The sequence below is a fragment of the Alteromonas sp. LMIT006 genome, assembly GCF_024300645.1.
Lineage (GTDB): Bacteria > Pseudomonadota > Gammaproteobacteria > Enterobacterales > Alteromonadaceae > Opacimonas > Opacimonas immobilis.
Map to the genome: position 1 here is coordinate 602,885 of NZ_CP101291.1, position 12,964 is coordinate 615,848.

Consider the following 12,964-nt stretch of genomic DNA (forward strand, 5'->3'; position numbering starts at 1 on the left):
GTTAGGAAGTACCATAAATGGCTAATGGCTTTTGTGGGAGTACAGTTCCTTTTCTGGTCTATTACTGGCGTGTATATGGTGAGTATGGATATTCACTATATACACGGCGAAACCTTGGCTAAGAGCGAGGAAGCCAAAATAGATTTAGCTAGTGTGGATTACTCCATTGCAAAGCTAGCTGCGGATTACCCTCAAGCTAGCCAAGTCTCGCTTACCCAAAGCATGGGCAACCCTTTGTATTCTTTTATTAATGGAGAACAGGGGAAAATGGCAATTGATGCTAAAACAGGGGCTGTTCAAGCCCTTGTTGATGAAATCAAAGCTAAAGAAATCGCGCAATATCACTATGCGATGAATCATGAAATCAACAGCACAAGGCTGATTAAGTCAGTGACTGATATGCCTGCTGAATTGTCTCCAAGACACTTACCAGTTTGGAGAGTGACGTTTGAGCAATTCGCCACACCAACATTTTATATAAGTCAACAAACTGGCGAACTCGTTGCCAAGCGGCATGATTACTGGCGCTTGTTTGATTGGATGTGGCGTTTTCATATTATGGATTACGATGATGGAGAAAACGTATCTAACTGGTTTTTGTTCTTAGTTGCCACTCTAGGTCTAATGGGAGCAATTACTGGCGCAGTATTGACTTATTATCGAGTGCTTTCCCCAAATAAAAAGGGAGTCATTTAATGCGACTATTTAAGTTGAATACAACGTTACACAAATGGCTTTCTTTATTTGTTGGTTTACAACTGCTTATTTGGTTGGGAACGGGCCTTTACTTCAATTTGATGGATCACAGTAAAGCCAGTGGTAATGAGCTTAGAGTTCATTCTCATCATGAAGGTAACATTACAGACTTTAGATTTATCCCTTTTAAAGACATTACTAGTGAAGCACCTCAAGAAGTAAAACTTATATGGATTTTACATCAGCCTTACTATCATTTAGTGTTCGATAAGGGGCAGCATAGCTATCAAGAACGCCACTCAAAGCTATTTGATGCTGTAACAGGAAAGCCATTTAGTCTAGCTGAAGAACAAGTACTAACTTTGGCAAAAAACTCCTACTCAGGAGAGGGTAAGTTTACTACTCCAGTGTTATCTCAACCTCCATTTTCTGATCACGTAAGGCAACAAAATCCTATGTGGCAAGTTGTCGTTGAGGATGAGAATAATACAACTATTTATTTAGATAGTATTACAGGCCAAGTGCTTCGCCATGCCAATGATGATTTCAGATTGAAAGATCTGATGATGAAGCTTCACTTTATGGACTATGGCAATTCTGGAGGATTTAACCATTGGTTGATCATTGCATTTGCTTTTGCAACGCTATTCCTTTCAGTTACTGGTGTTACTTGGCTGATACAACAGTATCGAAGTGGTTTACTGAAGTTAAGTTGGGGCACTAACAGGCAAAAAGTGGCAGTGACTTTTTCCAATGAAAATACTATTACTGACATCTCAGCAGTTGACCGCTCAACTGTATTAGAGGGGCTAGCTAGTTCACATGTATACCTTCCTTCAAGTTGCGGTGGTGGCGGTACTTGTGGCAAATGCGTGTTCTTAAGTTCAACTAAATTACCTATCACACTATCTGAACAGGAACATTTATCTCAGGAGCAACTTAAGGAAGGCTATCGGCTTGGATGTCAGCATAGGTTCTCTGAAATTAGTTCGATTGAAGTTAATACTGATCTCAATATTGAAAATCATGAGCTAGTTGTGGTTGCGACAAATTTCATTACTCCTTTTATCAAGGAAGTGAAATTTAAGCTGAAATCAGGCAAGCAATTGGAATTTAAAGCTGGTGCATATATGCAATTTGACGTGCCAGCAGGGATGAATAGCCTACGCCCAGATGATATGCCTGAGAACTTTGAAAAATACTGGGAAAGTTATTCTCATGGAAAGTTTTCACATGACAGCGTAACTCGCCATTACTCCTTGGTTAACTTTAATCAAGAAACAGATGAGCTAACCTTCAACATCCGCTGGCAAACTGCTAAGGATGGTTATAAAGCAGGTATAGGTTCAAGCTATTTAGGGTCACTCGAAGTTGGTGAAACGATAATCGCAAAAGGTCCTTTTTCTGACTTTTATGCTACTTCAGGTAAAAAGGTTCCTCGCATATTTATTGGCGCTGGCTCAGGACTTGCCCCACTCAGAGCTATCATTTTTGAACAGTTGAAAAAACGCCAAGATGAAGGTGACTTGACTCTCATCTATGGTGCGCGAACTGAAGATGATTTGCTGTACCGCGATGAGTTGAACTTATTGAGTGAGCAGCATAAAAACTTTTCTTATATTCCTACACTTTCTAACCCTTCAGAACAATGGCAAGGGCATTCTGGCTATGTACAACAAGTACTTCTGCCGTATTTGAGCCAAAACGTAAAATTCCTGTCTACAGAATTTTACTTGTGCGGCCCAGAAGCAATGATGAGTGAAGTGGAACAAATAATTACTGATGTTGGTATACCCAGTAATCAAATTTTCAAAGACAAATTTAGTCGTTAATTCATAAATTAAACAGAGGTAAATATGAAAACATTAATTAAATTTTTAACCGTAATCAGCGTTGTTTTTAGTAGTGCGGTTTTCGCGCATGTGCATCTTGAAAAAAGCGTGCCTGCTGATAATGCAATGCTAATGAAGACTCCAGAAGAGTTAAGGTTGGCATTTAGTAAAGAGGTTCGTGTAGTCAAAATTACATTGAAAAACAAAAAAGGTGAAAAGGTTAAGTTTGGCTTTAAACCTACTAAAGAAACCAATACCGAATTTACGTGGAAGCTACCGAAACTTGCACCTGCTAACTATGTTGTTGATGTTACTTTCTTAGGTAAAGATGGGCATAAAATGAAAGATAGTTTTGGCTTTATGGTTCACTAATTTTGAGTTGAAAACATCTAGCAGAGTTTAGCAAACTCAGGTTTAAATAAGGCTGTAATGGTGCTCTTTTAATAGAGCACCATTATTGTTTTATTAGCTCTCATCATTCAGAGAAAGTAGTAACTCTGCAAGATTATTGGAAATAATATTTATAGCGAACACGGGAATTTAGAGTGAACATAATTAAAAACTTAAAAATTAAACGAGTAATTACTCGACTATTAGTTACCTTGAACATGCTTGTATTGCCTACAGCTCTGGCTCACGAGACATTTTTGCTTCCAACTCAAAGTGTTTGGGAAATGAATAGTAACGTTGAGGTTAGAATGGCGAGCGGATTGAGCTTTCCTGACCTTACATGGGGCGTAAACCAAGAGCGTATTTCTTCGTCAACGGTTCAACTAAATGGAAAAGATGTAGCCGACCCATTATTTAAAGATGGTAAAGCTTTTTTAACCGTTAATTTCAATGCAAGTGAAGCTGGCTTTGGGGTGGTAGCTATAAGCACTAAAAAACGCTCTGGTGATATCGAACATGAAAATACCGAAGGATATTTGGAGGAAATAGGTGCATCAGAATCTATTAAGCAGGCATTTAGAGCATTACCGGGAAAGCCTGCATTACACAGAAGTTACGTCAAACATACAAAAAGTTTGATTTGCGTTAAAAGCTGCAAGAATAGCCAAGATTTAAGTTTGAAGCCTGTCGGTCAAAAGCTGGAATTTATAACTGCTAGTGATGATGCAGGTCGCTTTCAGCTTCTACTCGATGGTAAGCCTCTACCTCACCATGAAGTTAAGGTCAGAGATTCTGCAAAAGATCTTTATCAATATACAACTGATTCTCGCGGCATGTTTTCTATTGGAGAGCAGGTATCGGGTACTGTCATGTTTGCAGCCGTTGCAATAACTTTGCCTGAAAAAGCAGATGGGCTTTATCACAGTGATTATGCCACTTTAGTGTTAAACACTGAGCAATAGGTTTGTATTTTCTCAATATTAAAGAGTGTTTGTTATGGAAATGATTATTTGGAATACCGTTATTGTACTGTCCAAAATTGTATTTTACGTCGGCTTTGCCTGTATTGCTGGTTATACATTTTTCAGGCAAATATTTGAGCATAACGAATCTCATAATAATGTTGAAATAGCGAACCTAAAATGTACAAAAACTTCAGCCTTGGTCGCTTTTATTACTAATGTGGTTTGGTTTTTTGCTAGTACTGGTGCAATGGCTGAAGAAGGCATTCAAGGGGCGCTAGACCCTGATATGTTGGCGATAATGTGGGACTCATCTGTCGGTGATGGATCTCTACTTCGAGGTCTTGGATTGGCTCTAGCGATATTCGCGATAACGTCACGCATTAAACTCAAATATCTTGGACTGAACAAGTACTTAAAACAAATTGTGTTAGTGTCTAGCTTATTAACCCTAGCGTACTCCTTCACGCTACTGGGCCATGTATCAGAGCTAGGCATATTTGAAAAAGGCTTACTGATATTCCACGTGCTTGTTATGGCTTGGTGGTTCGGAGCGTTGTTTCCGCTTAAACAAGCTTGCCATGAACCGGACTATGAGCAGCTCTACTCATTGATGGACAAGTTTGGAAGGCAAGCAAGTATCGCGGTGAGTCTATTGTTAATTGCTGGCCTTTGGTTAGCTTTTCAATTAGTCGGAAATGTTGAAGAACTGTTTAGTTCAAGCTATGGGCAAACACTGTTACTTAAATTAGCTCTCGTGACTTCGATATTGGGCATCGCAGCTAAGCATAAATTAAAACTCGTCCCACAACTTAAAAATAAAGATGGCAGAGAAGCACTATCTAAATCTATCTCGATAGAAATGGTAGTAGCTTTTGCCATTTTATCGGTAACTGCTGGGCTTACTAGTGTTGTTGGCCCTGCAAATTAAAACCTAAAAGAGAGAATGAAAATGAAAACAATAAATATATTACTCGTTTTATTAATGACGTTTAGTTTCGCAGCAAACGCTCATGGTAATAAGAATAAAGACAAAGGTTTGTTTAAAGGTTTAGATACCCCTGCCGCAAAAGTCGTTTTGGCATTTCATCAAGCACTAGAAACGGGTAATAAGGATCTAGCAAGAGCACAGTTGGCTGATGATATGACCATCTACGAGGGAGGTCGTGTTGAAAGAAGTGCTGATGAATACGCCCATCACCATATGCTGTCGGATATGAAATACCTCGCTTCTATGAAGAGCAAAACACTTGAACATCAAGTAACGATTCTTGGAAGTACCGCTATATCTGCTTCGCGCAGTCATACTAAAGGTACTTACAAAGGCAAAGAGCGTGATTATCAAGGCATGGAAACAATGGTTCTCGTAAAACAAAACGGTGAATGGAAGATCAAGCACATTCATTGGTCACATTAATTTATTGGTCAAACAAAGGAGAACAACAAATGACTAAATATATATTAATTAGCATTCTGAGTATGCTGGCATTTTTTTCAAATGCGCATGATAAAAGCCACATGGATGATGAAAAGCAAATTACTCATATCATTCATCAAATTAAATATGGTTGGGAAAATGGCGATGGTAAGCCTTTTCGCAAGCACTTTCTTGATTTTAAAGGAGCAAGGTATTTTGAATCAGGTGGTCAAAATGTTGGGCTTAACGATTTGGTTGAACACCATGTTGAACCAGAAAAAGATGCGTTAGTTTTTCTAAGCTTGGATTTTTCTAATATCCAAATTCATATTGAAGGTGATTTTGCTTGGGCACTTGCCGATACAGCGGTAAAAGGCGAAGTGAGAAAATCAGGAAAAACCTTTGATAAAACAGGGTTTCAAACGTTTCTATTTAAGAAAGTAGATGGTGAGTGGAAGGTGTTACACAGCCATTCTTCTAGTCGAAATCGTGCAAAGAAATAGCTACATTGACTTGATGAGAGCTACCGCAATTACATTGATGGTGGCTTTTCATCTTGTCTGGGATTTAAACCATTTTGGCTATGTTACAACAGACATACCTAATGGTTTTTTCTGGAAAGAGTTAAGAGCAATAATTGTAAGCTTGTTCTTATTCTCGGTTGGTGCCAGTTTGGTTTATTCCTACCAAGGTGGTATATCATCGAAGAAGTTGTGTTGGCGGCTATTTAAGATATCTAGCGCGGCGTTCTTAGTGACCTTATCGTCACTTATTACTTTCCCTGAGCATTGGATTTACTTTGGTGTTTTACACTTTATTGCAGTCGCAACAGTATTGTTAGTATGGTTGGTCGGAAGACCTAAACTTGCTTTGCTATTATCTATGCTTACTTTTACAGCATATATAGTTTTAGAGATACCTTGGAATTGGCCTTTTAACTATATTGAAGGTTATATTTCAAAACATCCTAGTGACTTAGTTACTCCGTTTCCTTGGCTAGCCTTGCCCTTGCTTGGTATCTGGGCTACACATTTCAGAATTTTTGGTTTGGGTCCAGCCAATCAAAAAGCAATATCCCCTTATGTGACATCGCTTAGTCAACACTCTTTACTGATTTATCTGCTTCATCAACCTTTACTTTTTGCTGGTTTTAGCGCCATAGAATGGATCAATTAAATATGAAAGTCGTCTATTTTGGAAACAATCTATTTTCAAACTGTTTGGCACTTTTGATTAAGCAAGGCTTAAGTGTTGAAGCGGTTTATATCAATGATGTAGAGGAAAATGCAAGTATCGTTAAACGGCTTAGTGATATACATAAAATAGTAACACGTTCATTAAAACCGACGAAAGAAGAGCTTGATGAACATATAAAATCTGGAGTGACTCTTTTTGTCGTTGCTGACTATGGATATAGACTGCCGATCACAGATGTAAAATATGCTTTCAATATTCACCCCACGCTTTTACCTAAAGGAAGAGGCCCTACTCCACTAACATATTTAGTTGAGCTACCAGAATTTTCAGGCGTCAGTATACATAAACTCACGGATGTACTTGATGGTGGAGATATCTTACTCCAAGAGCAATTTGAAGTAGTACAAAATGAATCCATTTCCTCCATAATGGTGAAGTCAAGCTTGCTAGCGGAATCTTTACTGCAAACCTTGTTAAATGATCTCGAAACTATCTATGAGGGCGCTACGCCACAACAAGAACGATTGGCTACTTATTGGAAGCACCCTAGTATAGAAAGAAGAGTCATGTCGTGGCGTAATGACACTCAACAATTTAGGCAAGCAACACGTCAATATGGGCATTTCGGCATCTTAGTAAAATTGAAAGGAGAGCTTGTTATTGTCAGCCAATTAGAGGTGACCGATTTCAAACATGACTACAAGCTAGGCGGCATTATTTTTGAAGATCAAGCGTTGATTAGTGTGGCTATTAATGGCGGCTTTGTTGTTCTTATTAAAAGTAGAATGGGGCTAGTAAACTCAGCAGTACTAGAGTAGTTAATATATTAAACGTGTACGCAAAAAGCTTTGAAGTAGACTTTAAGGGCTAGGTTAGAACGTAGGTTTTAGTTCAAACTTTGACCAAGATCAATGAAATATTTGCATAAGCTGTTAGTGTTAATAATGCTATAGAAGGAATTAAAATGTTTAGACTTTTCAGGTGGTTTAAAATAGTGGTGATTACTGTGTTGCTTACGCAGCATGGCTTTGCTACTGCTAAACCAATGAATTGTGAAGAACATCATAAGGACTCTTCCGATACGCATATTATGCAACCAAGCAAAAATATGCATCATCAAACAATGCATGACAATACCCACCATCACACTGAAAATTTGCAAGATTCTAAACACAATCATGCCAATGAAGAGTGTGAAAAATGTAAAGCTGGTGACTGTCTATGCTGTGAAGGTGGCTTTTGTGCAAGCTTTCATTTAAATGCCTATCTTGTGCAAGAGGAAGAAGAAAATAGCAGCAATATTAACTTAGACTTAATTATTCAACGGATACCCCCGCCAGCCTCTGGCATCCATCTCTTACCTTATCGTCCCCCAATTATTGGCTAATCACGGGATCAGTGCGTCTTTTTTTCGCCAGTCCCATCAAAAATAGAACGATTTATTCATTGGTTTAAATAACCAACTGTTTTGAACAATTAGCACAATATTTTTGGGAGGCATGATGAACATGCTCAAATTATTGCCATTTGCAATAGCTACCGCTGTTGCGAGTGGGCACCTCTTAGCGAATGAACAACAAAATAATAGTCGCTTCGCGTTAGCGGGGTATGGAGACGTAAAATACGAAGACAGTAAATTGATGGATACCAGTGCATTCAGTGCGCGATTTGTACCTATTTTCTTGTTTAGTCTCAATGACAAAATGCATATAGAAGCTGAAACTGAGATCTCAGTCGATGAAAACGGGGAAACTGAAGTCGAGCTTGAATACGCTGATATTCATTATTTCCTTTCTGATACAACTACTTTTACAGCAGGTAAATTTCTACTCCCATTCGGCCAGTATGGGCCGAATCAACACCCTAGTTGGATAAATCGCTCAGCATTTTCTCCCGGTATTTATGGTGGGTTAGGCGGTCATGGCGGCTATCAACCTATGCAAGGTTTGTTACCCGTGATGAGTGATATTGGTATTGGTATTCAACACATAATTCCTTTGGGTAAAAATCAAAAAATATTCTTTGACGTATACGTGACCAACGGGCTTGCTGCCGAGGCTCCTCATGACGATGAAGAAGATGCCCATGATGAAGAGCCTGTGCAGGATGAACACGAAGAAGAGGTTGTCGATGAACATGCTGAAGAGGAAGACGAGCATGAGGAAGTTGATGATCATGCTTTGGAACTTCCTGAACTAGCGTTTGAAGCGACGAGTTCGGATAACAATTCAGATAAAGCGTTTGGCGGTCGTATTGCTTATGCTTTTCTTCCGGGCATTGAGGTTGGTGCTTCCTATTACACGGCAAAATACGATGATGACGAAAAACTAGGGTTTTCGGCAACTGGCTTTGATATCAACTGGATTGGTAACCATTACATCGTCAGAGGGGAATACATCAAAACAGAAACCGATGCCTTCGAAGAAGATGAACATGAAGAAAACAAAGTGATCACATTTGATCGCAATGGTTGGTATCTCCAAGCAACCTTTATGGCAGGAAAAATGTTCAATGTATTACAGTGAACAGATTTCGTCGTTGAATATGCTGAGACCAATAAAATTAACGAAGCAGAGCGTTGGGCTTATGGCATTAATTACTGGTTAGACAGTCGAGCTGTCATTAAGGCGACATACGAAGATACCACCGTTCACGATGGGGAAGACGACAAGCGCTTCGCTATCCAATACAGCTATGGCTTTTAAGGGGAGATACTTAGATGAAATCAATTATTCAAATATTACTGGTTGTCAGCTTATCTCTTTTCTCTGCGTTTAGTTCTTATGCACAAGAGAAAATTTCCGGTGCAGAAGTGATCAATAACAACTGTGCAAGATGCCATAACGCTCGCGCTGTTCATGAATTTTCTATTCCCGAATGGAAAGTCATTATGCCGCATATGCGAGAAAAGGCGCATTTAACAGGTAAAGAAACGCAAGCTGTTCTTGAATTTTTGGAACTAACTAGCCAAAGCGTACCTTTGGCAAAAAAAGTAGCGCCAGAAAAGATGATAGCGCCTGATGGAAAGCAATTGTTTACTCAATTTGGTTGCCAAGGCTGCCATTCATTGAAAGGTGATGGTGGCACTGTTGGGCCAGCGTTAGATGAAACGATTAAAAACAAAGGGATCGGCTTCTTTATTAAGAAGCTCCAAAACCCTCAGTTTAATAAATCAACTTCTCCTATGCCTAAAATGCCGCTAAACGAGCAACAGATAAAAGCGATAGCTGAGTACATTAAATCATAAGGATATGCTTGACCTGTGTCTTAGACACAGGTCTAAGCTGTAGGTGAGAGTACAAACTTAGGTGAAAAACTAAGGAGTAAATATGAAAGTAACAGAGCTGGCAAAAAGCCTTGGAACGACTGCTGATACGGTGCGCTATTACACGCGATTGGGACTGTTAAAACCTGCTAAGTCAGTGAACGGCTACAAGTCATACTCGAATAAGGAGGTATCGAGACTTAAATTCATTTTAAGTGCCAGAAACCTTGGTTTTTCCGTTGCTGATATCAAGCAAATTCTTAATGAATCTCAAGATGGTAAAAGTGCGTGCCCATTAGTCAGAAGCCTGATCAAAGAGCGGCTTGAAGAAACAGAAAAACAGTTTCAAGCAATGTTGGCACTTCGAGGAAAAATGTCTTCAGCTCTTTCTCAATGGGAAGAAATGGAAGACAAAGCACCGACTGCAAACATGGTTTGTCATCTCATCGAAAACTTTGAGCAAATTAAAAAAGCATAGGAGGAAAAAGGGTGGCTACTAACACAAATATAAAAACTGAATCAGGCTGTTGCTGTCAGGCAAAAGCTCAATCCTCTTCGTGTAAAAGTAAGGAGAATACGTTGGAGAAAGTATCACATAACCAACAGCTTATCATTGAAGGTGCTGGGTGTGCTAGCTGTGTAGGCAAAATTGAAGGGGCGTTGAAGGCAACTCTTGGAGTCGTCAGTGCGGAAATGAATTTTGCTGATAGGACAGTAACAGTTTATGGGACAGCTAAAACAAAAGAATTGATCAAAGCTGTTGAGTCAGTGGGGTATAACGCGAAGCCAATTGATGATAGCTCAGCAACAGATGCGCTTGATGAGAAAGAGGCGGCTGATTGGGCATATTATAAGAAGCTAATGCGCGATACGTTTATTGCCCTTTCACTCGGCGTTCCTTTGATGATCTACAGCATTGTAGTTGGAGAAATGACGGTTGAAACAAACCTTGAACGAATTTCTTGGTTGGTTGTAGGCATTTTAACTTTTGGTGTTATGTATTTTTCAGGCAAGCATTTCTATGTAGGAGCATGGAAGAGCTTCAAAAATCATTCAGCCAATATGGACACCCTAATTGCTTTAGGAACAGGCACGGCTTGGTTGTATTCGATGGTTGTCGTGTTTGCACCTGACGCTGTTCCATTGATGGCACGGCATGTTTATTTTGAAGCTACCGCCATGATCATTGGCTTAATTGATTTAGGTTTAGCATTAGAAATCAAAGCCAGAGGTAAAACCTCTGAGGCCATTAAACGTCTTATCGGCTTGCAAGCCAAAACAGCAACCGTGGTTCGTGACAACAAAGAAGTTCAGATAGGTATTGAGCAGGTTTTATTTAACGATATTGTGAAGGTAAAACCGGGTGAAAAAATTCCCGTCGATGGCGTGGTATTGGAAGGACACACCTCTATTGATGAGTCCATGCTGACAGGCGAACCTATGCCTGCTGAAAAAGCTGAAGAAGATGAGGTTGTCGCAGGTACTTTGAACAAATCAGGCATGATTTTATTTAGAGCCACACGCGTTGGTAAAGACACGGCGCTTGCACAAATCATCAATATGGTGAAACGAGCACAAAATTCAAAACCGCCGATTGGCCGTTTGGCCGATGTTATTTCAGCTTTTTTCGTACCTGTCGTGATGATTACCTCTGTGTTAAGTGCGCTAGCATGGCTTAACTTTGGACCTGAGCCAGCCATTGCTTTTGCCATCGTTTCAGCAACTACTGTGCTTATTATTGCCTGCCCGTGTGCTTTAGGCTTGGCAACACCCATGTCTGTCATGGTGGGAGTAGGAAAAGCAGCAGAAGCCGGAGTGCTTATTCGCAACGGTGAGGCACTGCAAACCGCCTCTAAAATCACTGCCATGATTTTAGATAAAACGGGCACTATTACTGAAGGGGCACCTAAGGTAACCGATATTATTTTAGCAAAAGCTACTGACGAAAAAGACGTACTACAGCTTGCAGCAAGTTTAGAAAGCGGCTCAGAGCATCCTTTAGCGCAAGCGATTGTTGAAAGTGCGTTAGATCAGGATATTGAGTTACTAAAAATTGAAGCCTTTAACGCCATTACGGGTTTTGGTGTAGAAGCAAACTGCAACAATAAAGCCCTGCTTTTCGGTAACGATAAACTAATGAAGTTAAAAGGCATAGACCTCACTGGCTTTGTTGGAAAAGCCCAGTCTTTAGCAAAAGAAGCTAAAACACCTATGTATTTTGCTGTTGATGGTGAGCTTGCCGCAATAATTGCTGTTGCAGATCCAATCAAGTCTGACTCAATCTCTGCTATCCAACGTCTTCAGGCCAATGGTATACGCGTCATCATGCTAACGGGGGATAACAAGGAAACCGCTGCCGCTGTTGCCAAAAAAGCGGGCATTAGCGAGTTTTTTGCTGAAGTGCTGCCAGAAGACAAAGCCAACAAGGTGAAAGAGCTACAAGGCAGTGGCGAAATCGTTGGTATGACAGGTGATGGCATCAACGATGCTCCGGCGCTAGCGTTAGCTGATGTTGGTTTTGCTATAGGCACAGGTACAGACGTTGCGATTGAAAGCGCGGATATTACCCTGATGCGTGGTTCACTTCATGGCCTTGCTGATGCCATCGCGGTAAGCAAAGCGACTTTACGAAATATCAAACAAAACTTGTTTGGCGCGTTTGTCTATAACGTAGCCGGGATTCCTTTTGCTGCGGGGGTTCTATACCCCTTCTTTGGCATTCTGCTTAGCCCTGTAATTGCTGGTGCTGCAATGGCGTTTTCGTCATTGACCGTAGTGTCAAATGCAAATCGACTTCGCTTTTTTAAAGCCCAAAACTCATAGAAAGTAAGCATTAGGAGAATCACAATGATGATAATTAACTTATTAGGCTTAGTGTTAATTGCAATGATTGTTTGGTGGTTTTGGCTATACAAACCCAATAAAACAATTGTTCAAGATAGTGAAGTACTCATTGAAGTGAGGGATGGCGTGTATTCACCATCCTCAATTCAAGTGTCTGCTAGCCAGCCTGTCACTCTGAAGTTTATGCGCAAAGATCAATCACCCTGCGCTGAAACAATGCTTATTCCATCATTGGAGATAAGTGAGCAGCTTAAATTAAATGAAATTACTCAAATTACCTTATTGAACTTATCACCGGGAGAGCATGAGTTTCATTGTCAGATGCAAATGTATCGCGGTGTCTTAAAGGTCGTTTAGGAGG

The 12,964-nt window shown here is 40.0% G+C and carries 15 protein-coding genes; all 15 read left to right on the top strand.

Translation table 11 applies throughout. From position 1 onward, the window contains the following. Nucleotides 1–24 precede the first annotated feature (24 nt). On the top strand, nt 25–696 hold the full coding sequence (locus NLG07_RS02790) for a PepSY domain-containing protein (RefSeq protein ID WP_254856190.1): 672 nt from the start codon (nt 25–27) through the stop codon (nt 694–696). After that, complete coding sequence (locus tag NLG07_RS02795; RefSeq protein WP_254856191.1) at nt 696–2,528, top strand: 2Fe-2S iron-sulfur cluster-binding protein; 1,833 nt, start codon at nt 696–698, stop codon at nt 2,526–2,528. The genes NLG07_RS02790 and NLG07_RS02795 overlap by 1 nt, the downstream gene beginning before the upstream one ends. Before the next feature lie 24 nt (nt 2,529–2,552). After that, a complete protein-coding gene (locus tag NLG07_RS02800) occupies nt 2,553–2,900 on the top strand; it encodes a copper resistance CopC family protein (protein ID WP_254856192.1) in 348 nt (115 codons plus the stop codon). Nucleotides 2,901–3,073: 173 nt separating this feature from the next. After that, complete coding sequence (locus NLG07_RS02805) at nt 3,074–3,880, top strand: DUF4198 domain-containing protein (RefSeq protein WP_254856193.1); 807 nt, start codon at nt 3,074–3,076, stop codon at nt 3,878–3,880. A gap of 34 nt (nt 3,881–3,914) precedes the next feature. Beyond that, on the top strand, nt 3,915–4,811 hold the full coding sequence (locus NLG07_RS02810) for a copper resistance D family protein (RefSeq protein ID WP_254856194.1): 897 nt from the start codon (nt 3,915–3,917) through the stop codon (nt 4,809–4,811). Nucleotides 4,812–4,826: 15 nt separating this feature from the next. After that, nucleotides 4,827–5,297 carry a DUF4440 domain-containing protein gene (locus tag NLG07_RS02815; protein WP_254856195.1) on the top strand — a complete coding sequence of 157 codons (471 nt, stop codon included), beginning with the start codon at nt 4,827–4,829 and terminating at the stop codon, nt 5,295–5,297. Next, nucleotides 5,264–5,800, top strand: coding sequence for a DUF4440 domain-containing protein (locus tag NLG07_RS02820; protein ID WP_254856196.1), 537 nt, complete (start codon nt 5,264–5,266; stop codon nt 5,798–5,800). Before NLG07_RS02815 ends, NLG07_RS02820 begins: the two co-directional genes overlap by 34 nt. Beyond that, nucleotides 5,787–6,473, top strand: a complete 687-nt coding sequence (locus NLG07_RS02825) for a heparan-alpha-glucosaminide N-acetyltransferase (RefSeq protein WP_254856197.1) — start codon at nt 5,787–5,789, stop codon at nt 6,471–6,473. Before NLG07_RS02820 ends, NLG07_RS02825 begins: the two co-directional genes overlap by 14 nt. After that, a complete protein-coding gene (locus NLG07_RS02830; protein WP_254856198.1) occupies nt 6,461–7,312 on the top strand; it encodes a formyltransferase family protein in 852 nt (283 codons plus the stop codon). Before NLG07_RS02825 ends, NLG07_RS02830 begins: the two co-directional genes overlap by 13 nt. Before the next feature lie 146 nt (nt 7,313–7,458). Further along, nucleotides 7,459–7,881 carry a hypothetical protein gene (locus NLG07_RS02835; RefSeq protein WP_254856199.1) on the top strand — a complete coding sequence of 141 codons (423 nt, stop codon included), beginning with the start codon at nt 7,459–7,461 and terminating at the stop codon, nt 7,879–7,881. A 121-nt stretch (nt 7,882–8,002) separates the two neighbouring features. Beyond that, a complete protein-coding gene (locus NLG07_RS02840; protein WP_254856200.1) occupies nt 8,003–9,019 on the top strand; it encodes a porin in 1,017 nt (338 codons plus the stop codon). Nucleotides 9,020–9,213: 194 nt separating this feature from the next. Then, a complete protein-coding gene (locus NLG07_RS02845; protein WP_254856201.1) occupies nt 9,214–9,741 on the top strand; it encodes a cytochrome c in 528 nt (175 codons plus the stop codon). A gap of 82 nt (nt 9,742–9,823) precedes the next feature. Beyond that, complete coding sequence (locus NLG07_RS02850) at nt 9,824–10,237, top strand: MerR family transcriptional regulator (RefSeq protein WP_254856202.1); 414 nt, start codon at nt 9,824–9,826, stop codon at nt 10,235–10,237. Nucleotides 10,238–10,338: 101 nt separating this feature from the next. Beyond that, nucleotides 10,339–12,582 (top strand): heavy metal translocating P-type ATPase, encoded by a 2,244-nt coding sequence (locus NLG07_RS02855; protein WP_058552469.1) that lies wholly within the window; start codon nt 10,339–10,341, stop codon nt 12,580–12,582. Between the two features lie 24 nt (nt 12,583–12,606). Continuing rightward, entirely contained in the window at nt 12,607–12,960 is a 354-nt protein-coding gene (locus NLG07_RS02860; protein ID WP_029773135.1) for a cupredoxin domain-containing protein, read from the top strand. Nucleotides 12,961–12,964 lie beyond the last annotated feature (4 nt).

Excerpts from the sequence above, each read along its gene's own strand:
- NLG07_RS02790 (WP_254856190.1), top strand. The coding sequence starts at position 25 with ATGGCTTTTGTGGGAGTACAGTTCCTTTTCTGGTCTATTACTGGCGTG.
- NLG07_RS02795 (WP_254856191.1), top strand. The coding sequence starts at position 696 with ATGCGACTATTTAAGTTGAATACAACGTTACACAAATGGCTTTCTTTA.
- NLG07_RS02800 (WP_254856192.1), top strand. The coding sequence starts at position 2,553 with ATGAAAACATTAATTAAATTTTTAACCGTAATCAGCGTTGTTTTTAGT.
- NLG07_RS02810 (WP_254856194.1), top strand. The coding sequence starts at position 3,915 with ATGGAAATGATTATTTGGAATACCGTTATTGTACTGTCCAAAATTGTA.
- NLG07_RS02815 (WP_254856195.1), top strand. The coding sequence starts at position 4,827 with ATGAAAATGAAAACAATAAATATATTACTCGTTTTATTAATGACGTTT.
- NLG07_RS02820 (WP_254856196.1), top strand. The coding sequence starts at position 5,264 with ATGGAAGATCAAGCACATTCATTGGTCACATTAATTTATTGGTCAAAC.
- NLG07_RS02830 (WP_254856198.1), top strand. The coding sequence starts at position 6,461 with ATGGATCAATTAAATATGAAAGTCGTCTATTTTGGAAACAATCTATTT.
- NLG07_RS02835 (WP_254856199.1), top strand. The coding sequence starts at position 7,459 with ATGTTTAGACTTTTCAGGTGGTTTAAAATAGTGGTGATTACTGTGTTG.
- NLG07_RS02840 (WP_254856200.1), top strand. The coding sequence starts at position 8,003 with ATGCTCAAATTATTGCCATTTGCAATAGCTACCGCTGTTGCGAGTGGG.
- NLG07_RS02845 (WP_254856201.1), top strand. The coding sequence starts at position 9,214 with ATGAAATCAATTATTCAAATATTACTGGTTGTCAGCTTATCTCTTTTC.
- NLG07_RS02850 (WP_254856202.1), top strand. The coding sequence starts at position 9,824 with ATGAAAGTAACAGAGCTGGCAAAAAGCCTTGGAACGACTGCTGATACG.
- NLG07_RS02860 (WP_029773135.1), top strand. The coding sequence starts at position 12,607 with ATGATGATAATTAACTTATTAGGCTTAGTGTTAATTGCAATGATTGTT.